The sequence below is a fragment of the Arthrobacter sp. FW306-07-I genome (assembly GCF_021800405.1).
Taxonomy (GTDB): domain Bacteria; phylum Actinomycetota; class Actinomycetes; order Actinomycetales; family Micrococcaceae; genus Arthrobacter.
Map to the genome: position 1 here is coordinate 2354766 of NZ_CP084550.1, position 15354 is coordinate 2370119.

Below are 15354 nucleotides of genomic sequence, written 5' to 3' on the forward strand. Positions count from 1 at the left end.
TCTTACTTTCCACTGGTGGCACCAGCCGCGGGGGCTGACGAAATCAAATCCTGAAGGGCCTGGTACAGAGCTTCCTTGTCCGCCGCGCGGCGGGTCCGGAAGCCGGTGTCCAGTTCGTGGGCACCATGCCTCCACGCGAGCACCAGCAGGCCGTCCTTTTCCACGAACTTTCCTGCCATGCCGCTGTCCTGCCGGACACCCGTGAGGGAGGCTGCGGGGATGTAGAGGGCCGGGGCACCTGAGCGCTCATAGAGGACCCCGTGCGGATACACCTCGAGGCTGGAGTTGGTACGGATGCCCAGGCCGTGCACCGCGATCCGGTCGAGCCAGTCGCCTGCCGTGGTGGTGGCCACGTACTGGCCATCGGCAGCGGCGGTGGGCTCGCCGGGCGCGTCGGGCACCTGGGGCAGTTGCTCGACGTCGGACTGGCGCTTCAGGCGGTTGCGCCAGCCAACGGCGAGGAGGACAAAGACGACGGCGACAACCGCCAGCATGGCAAGTCCGGGAAGGATTTTGTCCATCAGGCAGCGCCTGCCGGGGTTGCGGCGGCTTCCGGGTGGGGGGTGTTGAGGGCGCCGTCCAGGACGGTGGGGTGGCCCTTGAAGAAGGTGGCTACCACCTTGCCCGGAAGTTCCCTGCCCTTGAACGGGGAGTTGCGGCCCATGGTGGCCATCTGGAAGGGGTCCACTGTCCAGCGTGCTGCCGGATCAACCAGGATGAGGTTGGCGGGTTCGCCGGCCTCGATGGGCCGGCCCTGGTCAGCCAGCCGCCCAATCTTCGCAGCCGCGGTGGAGGTGACCCGGGCGAAGTCGGCCCAGGTCATCAGGCCGGTTTCGATCATGGCGTCCTGGACCACGGACAGGGCCGTTTCCAGCCCGGTCATGCCCATGGCAGCCTGCGCCCACTCGCATTCCTTGTGTTCGCTGGGGTGCGGTGCGTGGTCGGTACCCACAACGTCGATCGTGCCGTCTGCCAGGCCCGCGCGCAATGCCTGGACGTCGGCGTCGGTGCGCAGCGGAGGGTTGACCTTGAACACGGGGTCGTAGCTGCGCACCAGGTCGTCGGTCAGGAGCAGATGGTGCGGGGTGACCTCGGCGGTGACGTCGATGCCGCGCTCTTTGGCCCAGCGGATGATCTCGACCGAGCCCGCCGTGGAAACGTGGCACACGTGCAGGCGGGAGCCAACGTGCTGGGCCAGCAGGACGTCGCGGGCAATGATGCTTTCCTCCGCCACGGCGGGCCATCCGGTGAGGCCCAGGACGGCGGACACGTCGCCCTCGTTCATCTGTGCCCCGGCTGTGAGCCGCGGTTCCTGCGCGTGCTGGGCCACCACGCCGTCGAACGCCTTGACGTATTCGAGGGCGCGGCGCATGAGCACCGGGTCATGGACGCAGATCCCGTCGTCGGAGAACATCCGCACCCGCGCGCGGGAATCGGCCATGGCGCCGAGTTCGGCGAGCTGCTCCCCTGCCAGGCCGACGGTTACGGCGCCCACCGGGCGGACGTCGACCCAGCCGGCTGCAAGGCCAAGCGTGTAGACCTGCTCCACCACGCCGGCGGTGTCGGCAACGGGAGTGCTGTTGGCCATGGCGTGCACGGCGGTGTAGCCGCCCAGTGCCGCGGCCCGGGTGCCCGTTTCCACTGTCTCGGCGTCTTCGCGGCCCGGCTCACGCAGGTGCGTGTGGACGTCCACCATGCCGGGCAGCGCCACCAGCCCGGTGGCGTCGATGACGGTCCCACCGTCAGCCGACAGGCCATGGCCGATCTCGGCGATGATGCCGTCGCGGATCAGCAGGTCCGCAGGCTCCCCGCCCAGGATGGCGGCGCCCTGGATGAGGTAGGTTCCGGTGCTGGCTGCCATCAGTTGCTCTCCTTGGGGGAAGGGGCGGCGGCAGCGTAGGCCGGTGCCCGGTGTGCGGCTGGTTCCCGGGTGTCTCCGGAGAGCAGCAGGTACAGCGCGGCCATCCGCACGGACACGCCGTTGCGGACCTGCGCGAGGACGGTGGAACGGGGTGAGTCGGCGGCGGCGGCGCTGATCTCAAGGCCCCTGTTCATGGGTCCGGGGTGCATGATGATGGTGTCCGTCATGCCGAGGTCGTCGAGGGCACGCAGGCGGTTGTCGTCGAAGCCCCAGCGGCGGGAGTATTCCCGGGTGCTGGGGAAGAACGACGCGTTCATGCGTTCGCCCTGGACTCGGAGCATCATCATGGCGTCCACGCCGTTGGCCAGGGTCTGGTCGAGGTCGTAGCTGACGCTGCAGGGCCATTTGTCGACGCCGACCGGCAGCAGCGTGGGTGGGGCCACCAGGGTGACTTCAGCGCCAAGGGTGCGCAGCAGCCAGACGTTGGAACGCGCCACGCGGGAGTGCAGGACGTCGCCGGCGATGGCCACCCGCATGCCCTTGAGGTCAGTCCCTTCAGACGCTGTGCCGGAGAGGCGGGCCCAGTGGCGGCGCATGGTGAAGGCGTCGAGCAGGGCCTGGGTGGGGTGTTCGTGCGTGCCGTCACCGGCGTTGATGACGGCGGCGTCGATCCAGTCAGTGGCGGCGAGGCGGTGGGGTGCGCCGGAGGCCCAGTGCCGGATGACGACGGCGTCCGCACCCATGGCGGACAGTGTCTGGGCCGTGTCCTTGAGGGATTCGCCCTTGGAGACGGATGATCCCTTGGCGGCGAAGTTGATGACGTCCGCTGAGAGCCGCTTGGCGGCAGCTTCGAAGGAGATCCGCGTGCGGGTGGAGTCTTCGAAGAAGAGGTTGACCACGGTGCGGCCGCGCAGCGCAGGAAGTTTCTTGACTTCCCGCTCCCCCACGGCCGACATTTCCTCGGCGGTGTCCAGGATGCGGATGGCGTTCGAGAGGCTGAGGTCCTCGGTCGACAGGAGGTGTTTCATGCGCCCCCCTCGATCACGACTTCGTTGACCGGGCTTCCGCCGTCGGAGGAGTCCGTCTCTTCCAGCCGGACCCGGACCTTTTCGGCTGAGGACGTAGGCAGGTTCTTGCCCACGTGGTCCGCGCGGATGGGAAGTTCGCGGTGGCCCCGGTCGATCAGGACTGCAAGCCGGACGATGCGCGGGCGGCCGAGATCCACGAGTGCGTCCAGGGCGGCGCGGATGGTGCGGCCGGAGTAAAGAACGTCGTCGATGAGCACCACCACTTTGTTGTCAATCCCCGTCCGGGGCAGCCTGGTGGGGTATGGGGGGCGGGTTCCCTGGTGGGAGAGGTCGTCACGGAACATGGTGACGTCAAGCTGGCCTACGATGGCGGCGGCATCAACGGCGTTATCCGCGGCGGCAATTTTTTCCGCCAGCCGGACAGCCAGCGGATAACCGCGGCGGGGAATGCCCAGCAGGACCAGGTCCCGGGAACCCTTGTTGGCTTCGAGGATCTCGTGGGCGATACGAGTGAGGGCCCGGTCAATGTCCGCCTGGTTGAGGACAACCCTGGCTGGAACCGGTGCGCTGGTGACAGATGTCAACGCTCGTCTCCCCTTTCCCCGCCTCACAGGACGGAATTAAAAAAGGAATGTTTGCTGTTCAAAATTACCACACGGTCTTGCCCCGCCGGCCCCGGATCAACGCGGTGCTGGTCACATCCCGCGGGCCGCAAAACAGAAAGTAAGCCCGCTTCCTTTGTGGCGCGGGAGCGCCCGCTTAGGCTTTCCGGTATGCCGATGTATTCGCAGCACCCTTCACCCGGACTCCCCGACGACCACTACGGCGGTGCCGGTGGTGCCCTGCCCCGGGAAGCGAATCCAAGCTGGATGGGGCAGGTGCAGCCGGAAAACTACCGGGCGGCGCCGGGGCACCAGGGCCAGCCGCCGGCGGGCGTGGTTCCGCCGCAGGCGCAGGGAACGGTGCTGCAGGCGTCGCGGACCCGCAGCGGACTGCTGGGGCTGAGCGTTGCCGGCGGCGTGCTCGCCTTCCTTAGCCTGTTCCTGGTGGTGCCGTTCCTGCTGTCCAACACCGGTGCTGCCGGATTCCTGATTGGTTTCCTGGCGTCCCTGGTCCCGCTTGCGGTGGTGCTGACGGCGGTGCACATCATCGACAGGTGGGAGCCGGAACCGAAACGGCTCCTGTTTTTTGCTTTCACGTGGGGCGCCGCGGTGTCCGTTGCCGTAACGCTGCTGATCCAGCCGTTCTTCGTGATCGCCTTCCAGTTCACGGACCAGCCTGACCTTCAGACCTACATGGCCACCGTGCAGGCACCCATCGTCGAGGAGTTCGCCAAGTCGCTGGGCCTGCTCATCCTCCTGCTGGCAGCGCGGCGGCAGTTCGACGGCCCCGTGGACGGCGTGGTGTTCGCCTTCACCATCGCCGGCGGCTTCGCCTTCACCGAGAACATCCTCTATTTCGGCCGGGCCATCGCCGAATCGGCGTCGCCGGCAACCGACTTCGCCCAGGTCTTCTTCCTGCGCGGCGTCATGTCCCCTTTCGCCCATGCGATCTTCACCGGCACCACCGGCCTCATTATGGGCTTCGCCGCCAGGCGCTGGCACACCGGCGCATCCATCGGCGCGTTCTTCGTGGGCCTGCTGCCGGCCATGTTCCTCCACAACAGGTGGAACAGCATGGGACAGGGATTCCTGCTGGACTACATCGTGGTCCAGGTGCCGATCTTCGTTCTGGCAGTGGCAGGCATCATCTTCCTGCGGGTGGCCGAGAAACGCCTGACCCGCCAACGCCTGCTGGAGTATTCCGCCGCGGGCTGGTTCACGCCCGCTGAGGTACAGCTGCTGGCCACGCGCGGGGGCCGCCGGACAGCCTTGGCGTGGGCAGCCAGTGCGGGCAGGAAGCAGCAGATGAAGCAGTTCCTCAAGGCGGCAACCCAGCTGGCCAACACCCGCCAGCGGATCCTGAGCGGACGCGACGTAGCCATCCACCAGGCCGAGGAGAGGCTGCAGCTCCAGCGGATCCTGGCCCTGCGGGCGTCAGTGGCCGGGTGAACCGAATCCCACCGGCAACGCAAAAGAACCCCGCCATGGGCGGGGTTCTTTTGTCTATTGATAGTGCTGCCGGCAGCTCTTACGCGAGGAGCGACGGCTTCAGCTGCTGCAGCCGGCCCAGGAGGCCATTAATGAACTGCGGCGACTCGTCCGTGGACAAGGTCTTGGCCAGCGCAACTGCTTCGCTGACCGCCACGCCATCAGGGACGTCGTCGTTGTAAAGCAGCTCCCAGGTGCCGATGCGCAGGATGATGCGGTCCACTGACGGCATGCGCTCCAGGCTCCAGCCCTGCGAGTAGGTCTCCAGGAACTCATCGATGGCTGCCTGCTGCGACAGCACTCCTTCGACGATTTCCAGGGTGTAGGGGTTGACCACCTGGTCGGTCTTTTCCCGGCGTGCGCGGAGCACGTCGAACGGTGAAACAGAGCGCTGCTCCGCTTCGAAAAGAACATCCAGTGCCCTGCTGCGGGCTTTACCGCGGGCGCTCACTAGTCGGTGACCCGGCCCAGGTAGCTGCCGTCGCGGGTGTCCACCTTGACCCTGGTGTTATTTTCAATGAACAGCGGAACCTGGATCTCGTAGCCGGTTTCCAGGGTGGCGGGCTTGGTGCCAGCGGAGGAGCGGTCACCCTGCAGGCCCGGCTCAGTGTAGGTAATTTCGAGGACAACGCTCGGCGGCAGCTCGATGTAGAGGGGGGTACCGTCGTGGATGGCGATGTTGACCATCTGGTTCTCGAGCATGAAGTTGGTGGCGTCGCCTACCGTGGCACCGGAGACGGTGATCTGGTCGTAGTCCGAGGTGTCCATGAACACGAAGTCCGCGCCATCCTGGTACAGGTACTGGTAGTCGCGGCGGTCGACGGTAGCCGTTTCGATCTTGAGCCCGGCGTTGAAGGTCTTGTCGACAACCTTGCCGGACATCACGTTGCGCATCTTGGTCCGCACAAAGGCGCCGCCCTTGCCGGGCTTGACGTGCTGGAATTCGATGACGTTCCAGAGCTGGCCCTCAAGCTTCAGGACCGTTCCGTTCTTAATGTCGTTAGTGGTTGCCACTGGTTTCCTTTGGTTTCTTTGTCTGGCCGCGTGGTCAGATGCTGTATGCCGGGCGGGCACGCCGCAACGGCCCGCCTGCACGTGTTTGTCAAAAATCGCGTGGATGCAAAAATTCCACAACCATTCTACCGGTAAATACCGGGCGCCCTTCCGCAGCCTATGGCTGCGGCCTCAGCAGGCCAGGTCCAGGACGTCCCTGGCCCGCTGGAGAGCCACCGTGGACGAGTAGATCTGGGCGGCGTCGGCTGACTGAGCCACCCGCAGGTCCAGCGCCCTGGAGAAGGATTCAACCGCAGCAGAGGTCTGTCCGGCTGCGTACTGCGCCCTGCCCAGGTACTGGAGGGCCAGGGCCTCCCCCGGCGTGCCGTGCGCCTCGGCAAGGAGTTGGCGGAACAGGCCCACAGCGCGGTCCATCCGATGGCTGACGCTCAGCACTTCGGCTTCGAAGATGCGCAGGAGGAACGATTCCGGATCCTTGAAGCGGGCCTCCGCAAGCAGCTCGGCAGCCTCGGACGCGTGGCCCTCAACCAGCAGCACGAAGATCTGGTCCGCCGGATCCGAGGAGGCGGCCAGGGTCTCCCGGACCACGTCCTCGTTGACGATCTGGGGCTGCAGGCTATCGGGGTTGATGCGGATGCCCGGGAAGCCGGCTTCGGGCCAGTCGGCGGTGCCGCTTATGTCGCCCTGCATCAGGAAGCAATCTCCTGGTAGGCCGCGAACAGCAGCGAGGTGTCCGGGACGTCGAGGATTCCGGGTTTGGCAATGCCGTCCAGCACCACGAACCGCAGCAGGTCGCCGCGGGATTTCTTGTCGCGGCGCATACCGTCCAGCAGGCCCTGCCACCGGTCCCGCCGATAGGTGACCGGAAGCCCGAGGCCGTCCAGGATGCTCCTGTGCCGGTCGGCGTCGGCGTCGCTGAGCCGCCCCACGCTCCGGGCGAGCTCAGCTGCGAACATCATGCCCACGGACACCGCGGCGCCGTGCCGCCACGAGTACCGCTCCACGAGTTCGATGGCGTGGCCCAGGGTGTGTCCGTAGTTCAGGATTTCCCGCAGCCCGGACTCTTTGAGGTCCTCGGAGACCACTTTCGCCTTCACGGCAATGGCCCGCTCGATCAACTCCCGCAGGGCCTCGGAGCGGGGGTCCACCACCGCGGCCGGATCCTTTTCCACCAGGTCCAGGATGGCGGGGTCGGCGATGAAGCCGCATTTGATGACTTCGGCCAGGCCCGAAATGATTTCGTTTTTCGGCAGCGTGTCCAAGGTGTCCAGGTCCGCCAGGACGGCCGCCGGCGGGTGGAAGGAGCCCACGAGGTTCTTTCCCTCAGCCGTGTTGATGCCGGTCTTGCCGCCCACGGAGGCGTCCACCATGCCCAGCAGGCTGGTGGGCATGTGGATGACCTTCACCCCGCGCAGCCAGGTGGCTGCAACGAAGCCGGCAAGGTCGGTCACCGCTCCCCCGCCCACGGCGACAATTGCATCGGAGCGGGTGAAGTCGTTTTGGCCCAGGACCTGCCAGCAGAAGGCGGCCACCTGGATGTGCTTGCCTTCCTCGGCATCCGGGATCTCCGCGGTGAGGGACGTGAAACCCGCTTCTGCGAGTTCATCGCGGACGGTGTCGCCCGTGAGGCGCAGCGCGCGGGGGTGGATCACGAGGACCCGGCGGACGCGCTCTCCGAGCAGGGCGGGAAGTTCACCAAGGAGGCCGCGCCCGACGACGACGCCGTAGTTGTTGCCGGCGCCTTCGCCGGTGACGTTGATGACTGTTGATTGCGTGTTCACTTTTCAACTTCCTGTTTGGCAGCTGCATGGTTGCGCAGTGCTGCTTCCAGCCGACCGCACAGTTCGGGTATCGAGCCGTGGCGGACGTCCAGGGTGATGTCGGCCAGCCTTTCGTAGACCGGCCTGCGGGTGGCGAACATGGCCGTCCAGCGGCCCATCGCGTCTCCGGCAAGGAGCGGCCGGCCGGAGTTGCGGGCGATCCTGTCCGCGACGGTAGCGGCGTCGCACTCCAGGTACACGACGGTGCAGCGGCTGATGAGCTGCTGCGTGCCTGGGTCCAGCACCGCTCCCCCGCCGAGCGAGATGACCGTGGACGTGCCCTCGGCTTCCGCCACGGCCTCGGCGACGGTCCGGGCCTCGATTTCCCGGAAGGCGTGCTCGCCGCGCCCGGCGAAGATCTCGGCGATGGAGCCGTGGCCGGCGACGATCACGGCGTCGGTGTCAATGAAACGGACACCCAGCTGCTGGGCGAGTTGCCGGCCGACGGCTGATTTGCCCACGGCCATGGGGCCGATGAGCACAATCGGCCGGCCGCCAACCGCTCCGGGACTGCTGCGGTGGAGCACTACTGGCCGATCGAGTCCAGGGATGCCGGGATGCTGTCCAGGTAGCCCTTGATGTTGCGTGCGGTCTCCGCCACCGAGTCACCGCCGAACTTCTCGATGACCGCTTCGGCGAGGACCAGGGCCACCATGGCCTCGGCCACCACTCCGGCAGCCGGCACAGCGCAAACGTCGGAGCGCTGGTGGTGGGCCTTGGCTGGTTCGCCGGTGCTGACATCGATGGTCCGCAGGGCGCGGGGCACAGTGGCGATGGGCTTCATGGCTGCCCGGACACGGAGGACGTCGCCGATGCTCATGCCGCCTTCGATGCCGCCGGCGCGGTTGCTGGCGCGCACGATCCGGCCTTCGCCGTCGCGGAGGATTTCGTCGTGGGCGGCGGACCCGCGGCGTGCCGCTGTCAGGAAACCGTCGCCAACCTCCACGCCCTTGATGGCCTGGATCCCCATGAGGGCCGCGGCCAGCCTGGCGTCCAGGCGGCGGTCCCAGTGGACGTAGCTGCCCAGTCCCGGCGGAAGGCCGTAGGCCAGGACCTCAACGACACCGCCCAGGGTTTCGCCTTCCTTGTGCGCGGCGTCGACCTCGGCCACCATGGCGTCGGAGGTTTCGCGGTCGAAGCAGCGCAGGGGGTCGGTGTCCAGGGCGATGACGTCGCTGGGCACGGGCAGCGGACGGCCTTCCGGCACCGTCACGCTGGCGATGGATACCGTGTGGCTGACCAGCTCAATGCCGAGATGCCTGAGGAACTGTGCGGCCACGGTCCCCAGTGCCACGCGCGTGGCGGTTTCCCGGGCGCTTGCACGTTCCAGCACGGGCCGGGCCTCGTCGAAGCCGTATTTCTGCATGCCGGTAAAGTCTGCATGGCCCGGGCGCGGGCGCGTCAGGGGCGCGTTGCGGGCCTGGTCGGCGAGGAGTTCGGGGTCCACGGGATCGGCAGACATGATCTGCTCCCATTTGGGCCATTCGGTGTTTCCCACCTCGATAGCGACCGGACCGCCCTGGGTGCGGCCGTGCCGGACGCCACCAAGAATGGTCACGACGTCCTGCTCGAACTTCATCCGCGCGCCGCGTCCGTAGCCGAGGCGGCGGCGGGCCAGCGAGTCTGCGATGTGGCCGCTGGTGATTTCCACACCGGCGGGGACGCCCTCAATAATTCCCATTAGAGCCGGACCATGGGATTCACCGGCAGTCAACCAACGCATAATTTCCATCCTGCCACGTAGGGCGGTCAGAACGCCCGCCGGGCAAGGCCGACTGCGTCACACATCACATCTATGACAGCTGCATTAACGTCTTCTCCGCGCCGGGTGAAGAGCCGCACCTGCTCCACTGCCTGGTACAGCAGCATTTCCAATCCGGGCACCACGCGGCCGCCGCCGGCCTGCCAAACCGAGGCGATAAGGCTGGGCCAAGGATCGTAGGCGACGTCCAGCAGCACACCTGGTGTCGTGGTTTTGAGCGCGGCAATTTCCGCGGCGAGCCCGTCTGCCGCGCGCGGCGGCAGTGTCGAAACGACGACGTCGGCTTCCGCCGTTGGGCGGGCGGCCCCGGCGAGGGGGCGGACCTCCAGGGCCATCCCGAGGCTGTCGGCAGCCGCGCGGACGTCTGCCGTGCGGGACGCGTCACGGACAAAGACCTGCACCGTTTCGGTGCCCAGTTCCTTGAGTGCGGCGACGGCCGAGGCCGCCGTGCCGCCCCCGCCCAGGATGACGGCCGAGGGTGCGGCAGCAGAACCGGCATGGCAGAGGGCGTTGACGATGCCCGTCACGTCAGTGTTGGAGCCCACCGTCCTGAGGCCGGCGGCGGTCTCCTCGAACGTCACGGTATTCACGACGCCCAGGGTCCGTGCAACTCCCCGCACCTCGTCCACCTCGTCCAGCATCGCCGTCTTCAGCGGCATGGTCACCGACAATCCCCGCCAACCCGGCTGGTGCCGGATCTGGCGCATGAAGGACGGCAGCAGTTCCTCAGTGACGTCGATGGCCGTGTAACTGATGCCTGCACCCAGCCGCTCATAGGCCGCGAGGTGCAGCGCCGGGGATTTTGAGTGGCTGATCGGGTGGCCCAGGACGGCAGCCCGCAGGCTCATGTGCAGCGGCCCGCGTTTGCCTGGCACCAGGCGTTGTACTGCTCCACGTAGGCGTTGTGTTCAGCAAGGGTCTTGGCGAACTTGGTTTCCTTGGTATCCAGGTTGATGGTGACCCAGTACAGGTAGTCGTTGGTCTTTGGCCTGGCTGCCGCGTCGATAGCTGTCTTGCCGGGAGACCCGATGGGGCCAGGGGGCAGCCCGGGGTTCGCGTAGGTGTTGTACGGGTTCGACTTGTCCTTGCGCTGCTCATCGGTGAAGTTGAAGCTCCGGGTTCCCAGTCCGTACGTGACGGCTGAGTCAACCTGCAGGAAGCCACCGGTCTGGTCATTGGGCTTCAGCCGGTTGTAGATGGCGCCGGCAACGTCGCCGTAGTCGGCCTGGCCTCCCTCGGCCTGGACAATGCTCGCCACGATCACGGCCTGGTACTGCTTTGCGGGCTCCGTGATGCCCTGTGAGACGAGTTCATCGGTGGTGGCCTTCACCAGCGCCTGCAGGATGTCCTTTGCCTGGGTACCCAGCGGGAAGCGGTACTCGCCCGGCGCCAGGTAGCCTTCCAGGTTCTTCGCGTTGGCGGGCAGGCCGAACTGCGCAGGCTGGTTGCTGAGCGCCTGCAACTGCTGCACGGAGATACCGGATCCCTCGGAGATCGCCTGGAGGGATTCACTGATGCGGAGTCCTGCGCTCAGGGCGAAGTAAATGACCTTGGACTTGTCTTTGCCGGCCAGGACGCTGACCGCATCCGCGTTCTTCATCTCGGTCTTGAAAACGTAATCCCCCGGGGAAAGGGTTGCGCCGGACGCATGGAACGCCTGCATGAAGGTATCCGCGTTAGCCACGACGCGCTGGTTCTCCAGTTCCGACGCAACGGACCTGGTGCCCTCGCCGCTGGCGACGGTCACGCGGACCTCACCGGTTCCGGGGCCGGGGAAGTCCGATGGTTTGCCGCTGCCCAGGAGGGGCTTGAGGAACTGGGCGCCTACGGCCACGGCCGTCACGAACACGGCCAGCGTCAGGAACAGCGCCAACAGCCTGCGGCGGCGGCGGACCTTCTTCGAGGGACGTTTCACCACCTCACTGGATGCGGCGGGCAGGATCCCGGCAACCGGGTCAACATGCGCGGATTCGGGATGGGCCTCAGGGTGGTAGTCGGTTGCCTCATACGCAGAGTGGCCGAGAACGCTCTCCGGGTAGTCGGGGACGTCCGTTTCATCGTGGATGTGGGCCTCGTGGTGCGCATAGTGGACGTCGTCCGAATGGGACGTGACGTCGTCGGGGTGGTCGTGCCGGTAGTCATCCGTGTGGTGATGCCCTGCGGCGTCCTGGTGTGCCGCGTCGTCATGGATGGACGGGGGCGTTTGCGGTGCCGCCGGAACGTCACCGGCGCCGGGAAGCGGAGCAAAAGTGGATTCGGTGGCCGGAGAAGCGGCGGCCGGGGGTGCGGCGGGTTGCGGAGGGACCTCGCCGGTTTCGTAAGCCTGTTCGGGCACGGCGTTTTGGCCCCCGGTATTGAGGGTCTTCTCGCGGGCGCGCAGTTCCTTGCGGGTCAGCGGCCGCTGGGCCCCGGTGCCCAGCGGACCGGAGGTGTCATCAATGTTGGCAGGGCTCACTGTTGCCTTCCATTATCTGAAAATCGGGCCGTGTCTGCGGGGGCGGTGCGGACTGGTTCGTCCACCCCACCGGCCCCCAGGTCCACGGACGGGGATGGCGCTGTCACGCGTGAGCCGACATCCGCTCCCCTGGCTTTCTGCATGTCGATGGCGTGCTGAAGAATACCCGCCGCCGCGACCTGATCAACTACTTTACGGTGCTCCCTGCTGCTCATGCCAGCTTCGTGCAGGTTCCGGTGGGCCGTGACGCTGCTGAGGCGCTCGTCCACAAGGTTGACGGCAACGGCCAGGCCGCGGCTGGAAAATTCAGCAGCCAGCAGCAGCGCATAGTCCGTTGCCATCCTGGCTGAGGCATGTTCCTCACCCTTCATGGTCCTGGGCAGGCCAACGATAACCTGCACAGCCTCCAGTTCCTCCGCCAGCTTCGCGATGACGCGGATGTCCGAGTTCTTCTTCGCGTTCCGGTCGAGGGTCTTGTAGGGCGTGGCAAGGATCGAGTCCCGGTCGCAGATGGCGACCCCGACCCGGACGGTGCCGACGTCCACCCCCAGTTTCACGCCCTGGGGGTAGCCGCCGGCAGCAACAGGATTGGTCATCGGAGGGTTAGCGCCTTGAGATGGCGTCGACGACGGCAGCCAGGGCAGCACCGACCTTACCGGCGTCCGTACCGCCGCCCTGGGCAACGTCATCTTTGCCGCCACCGCCACCACCCAGCACGCCGGCAGCGACTCTGACCAGGGCGCCGGCCTTGACACCGGCTTCCCTGGCTGCCTCGTTGGTGGCAACCAGGATCAGGGGGCGGTCGTTGGCGACACCGGCGACGGCTACCGCGGCAGCTTCTGAACCGAGGCGGTTGCGCAGGTCCAACGCGAGGCCGCGGAGGTCGTCAGCGCCGCTGACGGAGCCGGCGTCGTGGGCCACCACCCGGACACCGGCAGCATCCTGCGCGGTGTTGACGAGATTCGCGGCGGCTGCGGCCAGCTGCTCCTTGCGGAGCCGGTCCAGTTCCTTCTCGGTTGCCTTCAGTTTGGCCAAAGTGGCGGAAATCCGGTCCGCGAGCTGGCCGGAGGGGACCTTCAGCAGGTCGGTCAATTCGGTAACCAGTGCGCGTTCGGCGGCGAGGTGGCGGAACGCCTCCATGCCCACGAAGGCCTCCACGCGGCGGTTCCCCGAACCCACCGACTGCTCGCCCAGGAGGGAAAGGCTGCCGATCAGCGAGGTGTTGGCAACGTGGGTGCCGCCGCAGAGCTCGCGCGACCACGCGCCGTCGATCTCCACAACCCGGACTTCACTGCCGTAGTTCTCGCCGAAAAGCGCCATGGCGCCCAGTGCCTTGGCTTCGGCCAGGCCCATGATCTTCGTCTCCACCGCGTAGTTGTTGCGGATGGCAAGGTTGGAGACTTCTTCGATCTCGGATCGGGTGGCGGTGCTCAGCCCTTCGCCCCACGCAAAGTCGAAGCGCAGGTACCCGGCCTTGTTGAAAGAGCCGCGCTGGGTGGCTTCGGGCCCAAGGATCTGGTGCAGGGCGGCGTGCACGATGTGCGTGCCCGTGTGCGCCTGCTCTGCGGCGTGGCGGCGTTCGCGGTCGACGGCGGCGCGCACCAGCGAATCAGCACCGATTTCGCCTTCCCGGACAATCGCCTTGTGCACGCTCAGGCCCTTTACCGGCCGCTGGACGTCCAGGACCTCGACGACGAAACCGTCGCCGGTGATCAGGCCGGTATCGGCGGCCTGGCCGCCGGCTTCGGCGTAGAACGGCGTTTCGGCCAGCACGAGTTCGATCTCGTCCCCGGTGAGGGCCTGCTGGACCTGGCGGCCGGCGCTGAGCAGGCCGCGGACCCGCGACTCACCCTCCAGCTCGGAGTAGCCCGTGAAGACCGTCTCACCCTGGGCCAGGAGGTCCTGGAAGACGCTGACGTCGGCGTGGCCGCCCTTCTTGCCCTTGGCATCGGCCTGGGCGCGCTGGCGCTGTTCCTGCATCAGGCTGCGGAACGCGGCCTCGTCCACCTTGAGCCCGGCCTCTTCGGCCATTTCGAGCGTGAGGTCGATGGGGAAGCCGTAGGTGTCGTGCAGGGCGAAGGCATCGGCACCGGACAGGGGCTGGTTGGCGGCCTTGGATTCCTTGACGGCGTCTTCAAGCCGGGCGGTGCCGGAGGCGATGGTGCGCAGGAATGCCTTTTCTTCGGCGTAGGCGATGCGGCTGATCCGGTCGAAGTCGGTTTCCACGATAGGGTACACACCCTTCATCGCGTCACGGGAAGCCGGCAGCAGCTGGGGCAGGCAGGCCTCTTCAACGCCGAGCAGGCGCATGGAACGGACGGCGCGGCGGATGAGGCGGCGCAGGACGTAGCCGCGGCCTTCATTGGAGGGGGTCACTCCGTCGGAGATCAGCATCAGGGCCGAGCGGATGTGGTCGGCCACCACGCGCATGCGGACGTCGTCCGTGTGGTGGGGATCGTCCGGGGTTTCGGCGGAGGTGTATTCCTTGCCGGACAGTTCCGCGGCCTTGTCGATGACGGGGCGGACCTGGTCGGTCTCGTACATGTTCTCGACGCCCTGCAGGATCATGGCGAGGCGTTCCATGCCCAGGCCGGTGTCGATGTTCTTCTTAGGCAACTCGCCCACGATGTCGAAGTCGACTTTCGACCGGACGTTCTCGATCTGGTACTGCATGAACACCAGGTTCCAGATCTCGATGTAGCGGGTCTCGTCCGCGAGGGGACCGCCCTCGACGCCGTAGGCCGGACCGCGGTCGTAGTAGATCTCCGAGCAGGGACCGGCGGGGCCGGGCTGGCCGGTGGACCAGTAGTTGTCCGACTTGCCCATCCGCTGGATGCGTTCGGCGGGGACGCCGGTGTTTTTCAGCCACAGCTCTTCGGCTTCGTCGTCCTCTTCGTAGACGGTGACCCAGAGCCGCTCGGGCGCAAGGCCGTAGCCGCCGTCGTCAACGCTCTTGGTGAGCAGTTCCCAGGCGAACTTAATGGCGTCTTCCTTGAAGTAGTCGCCGAAGGAAAAGTTGCCGCACATCTGGAAGAAGGTGCCGTGGCGGGCGGTCTTGCCCACTTCCTCGATGTCGCCGGTGCGGATGCACTTCTGCACGCTGGTGGCGCGGGAGTAGGGCGGTTCCTCGCGGGCGGTGAGGTAAGGAATGAACGGGACCATGCCGGCCACCGTGAACAGCAGCGAGGGGTCGCTGGAGACCAGCGATGCGGAGGGAACCGCGGTGTGGCCCTTGCTGACAAAAAAGTCCACCCAGCGCTTTGTGATCTCCTGCGACTTCATGAGCTGTTTTCTTACCCTTCTTGGTCCGCACCGCAGGGCGGC

General features: G+C 66.6%; 15 protein-coding genes. 1 reads left to right on the forward strand and 14 read right to left on the reverse strand.

From position 1 onward, the window contains the following. Nucleotides 1–2 precede the first annotated feature (2 nt). The 4 genes from LFT46_RS10835 to pyrR are packed head-to-tail and all read right to left on the reverse strand — an operon-like array spanning nucleotide 3 to nucleotide 3473. A complete protein-coding gene (locus LFT46_RS10835; RefSeq protein WP_236798456.1) occupies nucleotides 3–521 on the reverse strand; it encodes a PH-like domain-containing protein in 519 nt (172 codons plus the stop codon). Next, nucleotides 521–1861 carry a dihydroorotase gene (locus LFT46_RS10840; RefSeq protein ID WP_236798457.1) on the reverse strand — a complete coding sequence of 447 codons (1341 nt, stop codon included), beginning with the start codon at nucleotides 1859–1861 and terminating at the stop codon, nucleotides 521–523. Before LFT46_RS10840 ends, LFT46_RS10835 begins: the two co-directional genes overlap by 1 nt. Next, nucleotides 1861–2889, reverse strand: a complete 1029-nt coding sequence (locus tag LFT46_RS10845; RefSeq protein WP_236798458.1) for an aspartate carbamoyltransferase catalytic subunit — start codon at nucleotides 2887–2889, stop codon at nucleotides 1861–1863. The genes LFT46_RS10840 and LFT46_RS10845 overlap by 1 nt, the downstream gene beginning before the upstream one ends. Next, nucleotides 2886–3473, reverse strand: coding sequence for a bifunctional pyr operon transcriptional regulator/uracil phosphoribosyltransferase PyrR (gene pyrR, locus LFT46_RS10850; protein WP_236798459.1), 588 nt, complete (start codon nucleotides 3471–3473; stop codon nucleotides 2886–2888). The genes LFT46_RS10845 and pyrR overlap by 4 nt, the downstream gene beginning before the upstream one ends. Nucleotides 3474–3668: 195 nt before the next feature. Between pyrR and LFT46_RS10855 the strand changes: the two genes are divergently transcribed. Next, nucleotides 3669–4940 (forward strand): PrsW family intramembrane metalloprotease, encoded by a 1272-nt coding sequence (locus LFT46_RS10855; protein ID WP_373462164.1) that lies wholly within the window; start codon nucleotides 3669–3671, stop codon nucleotides 4938–4940. A gap of 79 nt (nucleotides 4941–5019) precedes the next feature. On the opposite strand, the gene nusB is transcribed toward LFT46_RS10855, so the two are convergent. The 10 genes from nusB to alaS all read right to left on the reverse strand — a co-directional run bounded on the left by nusB (nucleotide 5020) and on the right by alaS (nucleotide 15312). Then, nucleotides 5020–5430 (reverse strand): transcription antitermination factor NusB, encoded by a 411-nt coding sequence (nusB, locus tag LFT46_RS10860; RefSeq protein WP_236798461.1) that lies wholly within the window; start codon nucleotides 5428–5430, stop codon nucleotides 5020–5022. After that, on the reverse strand, nucleotides 5430–5993 hold the full coding sequence (efp, locus tag LFT46_RS10865; RefSeq protein WP_142133745.1) for an elongation factor P: 564 nt from the start codon (nucleotides 5991–5993) through the stop codon (nucleotides 5430–5432). The genes nusB and efp overlap by 1 nt, the downstream gene beginning before the upstream one ends. A 171-nt stretch (nucleotides 5994–6164) precedes the next feature. Beyond that, nucleotides 6165–6683 (reverse strand): tetratricopeptide repeat protein, encoded by a 519-nt coding sequence (locus tag LFT46_RS10870; protein ID WP_236798462.1) that lies wholly within the window; start codon nucleotides 6681–6683, stop codon nucleotides 6165–6167. Then, entirely contained in the window at nucleotides 6683–7774 is a 1092-nt protein-coding gene (gene aroB / locus LFT46_RS10875) for a 3-dehydroquinate synthase (protein WP_236798463.1), read from the reverse strand. The genes LFT46_RS10870 and aroB overlap by 1 nt, the downstream gene beginning before the upstream one ends. Beyond that, the gene (locus LFT46_RS10880; RefSeq protein WP_236798464.1) at nucleotides 7771–8340 is read right to left on the reverse strand and encodes a shikimate kinase; all 570 of its coding nucleotides are present in this window, start codon (nucleotides 8338–8340) and stop codon (nucleotides 7771–7773) included. Before LFT46_RS10880 ends, aroB begins: the two co-directional genes overlap by 4 nt. After that, complete coding sequence (gene aroC, locus LFT46_RS10885; RefSeq protein WP_236802863.1) at nucleotides 8340–9539, reverse strand: chorismate synthase; 1200 nt, start codon at nucleotides 9537–9539, stop codon at nucleotides 8340–8342. Before aroC ends, LFT46_RS10880 begins: the two co-directional genes overlap by 1 nt. Before the next feature lie 23 nt (nucleotides 9540–9562). Beyond that, nucleotides 9563–10423, reverse strand: a complete 861-nt coding sequence (locus LFT46_RS10890; protein WP_236802864.1) for a shikimate dehydrogenase — start codon at nucleotides 10421–10423, stop codon at nucleotides 9563–9565. Next, a complete protein-coding gene (gene mltG, locus LFT46_RS10895; RefSeq protein ID WP_236798465.1) occupies nucleotides 10420–12030 on the reverse strand; it encodes an endolytic transglycosylase MltG in 1611 nt (536 codons plus the stop codon). Before mltG ends, LFT46_RS10890 begins: the two co-directional genes overlap by 4 nt. After that, nucleotides 12027–12626, reverse strand: coding sequence for a Holliday junction resolvase RuvX (gene ruvX, locus LFT46_RS10900; protein ID WP_236798466.1), 600 nt, complete (start codon nucleotides 12624–12626; stop codon nucleotides 12027–12029). The genes mltG and ruvX overlap by 4 nt, the downstream gene beginning before the upstream one ends. A 7-nt stretch (nucleotides 12627–12633) precedes the next feature. Next, on the reverse strand, nucleotides 12634–15312 hold the full coding sequence (gene alaS / locus LFT46_RS10905) for an alanine--tRNA ligase (protein ID WP_236798467.1): 2679 nt from the start codon (nucleotides 15310–15312) through the stop codon (nucleotides 12634–12636). Nucleotides 15313–15354 lie beyond the last annotated feature (42 nt).

What these genes read in the sequence shown, in the direction of transcription:
- LFT46_RS10890 (WP_236802864.1), bottom strand. Translation starts at nt 10,423, where the DNA reads ATGAGCCTGCGGGCTGCCGTCCTGGGCCACCCGATCAGCCACTCAAAA.
- LFT46_RS10835 (WP_236798456.1), bottom strand. Translation starts at nt 521, where the DNA reads ATGGACAAAATCCTTCCCGGACTTGCCATGCTGGCGGTTGTCGCCGTC.
- ruvX (WP_236798466.1), bottom strand. Translation starts at nt 12,626, where the DNA reads ATGACCAATCCTGTTGCTGCCGGCGGCTACCCCCAGGGCGTGAAACTG.
- LFT46_RS10840 (WP_236798457.1), bottom strand. Translation starts at nt 1,861, where the DNA reads ATGGCAGCCAGCACCGGAACCTACCTCATCCAGGGCGCCGCCATCCTG.
- LFT46_RS10845 (WP_236798458.1), bottom strand. Translation starts at nt 2,889, where the DNA reads ATGAAACACCTCCTGTCGACCGAGGACCTCAGCCTCTCGAACGCCATC.
- LFT46_RS10870 (WP_236798462.1), bottom strand. Translation starts at nt 6,683, where the DNA reads ATGCAGGGCGACATAAGCGGCACCGCCGACTGGCCCGAAGCCGGCTTC.
- LFT46_RS10855 (WP_373462164.1), top strand. Translation starts at nt 3,669, where the DNA reads ATGTATTCGCAGCACCCTTCACCCGGACTCCCCGACGACCACTACGGC.
- alaS (WP_236798467.1), bottom strand. Translation starts at nt 15,312, where the DNA reads ATGAAGTCGCAGGAGATCACAAAGCGCTGGGTGGACTTTTTTGTCAGC.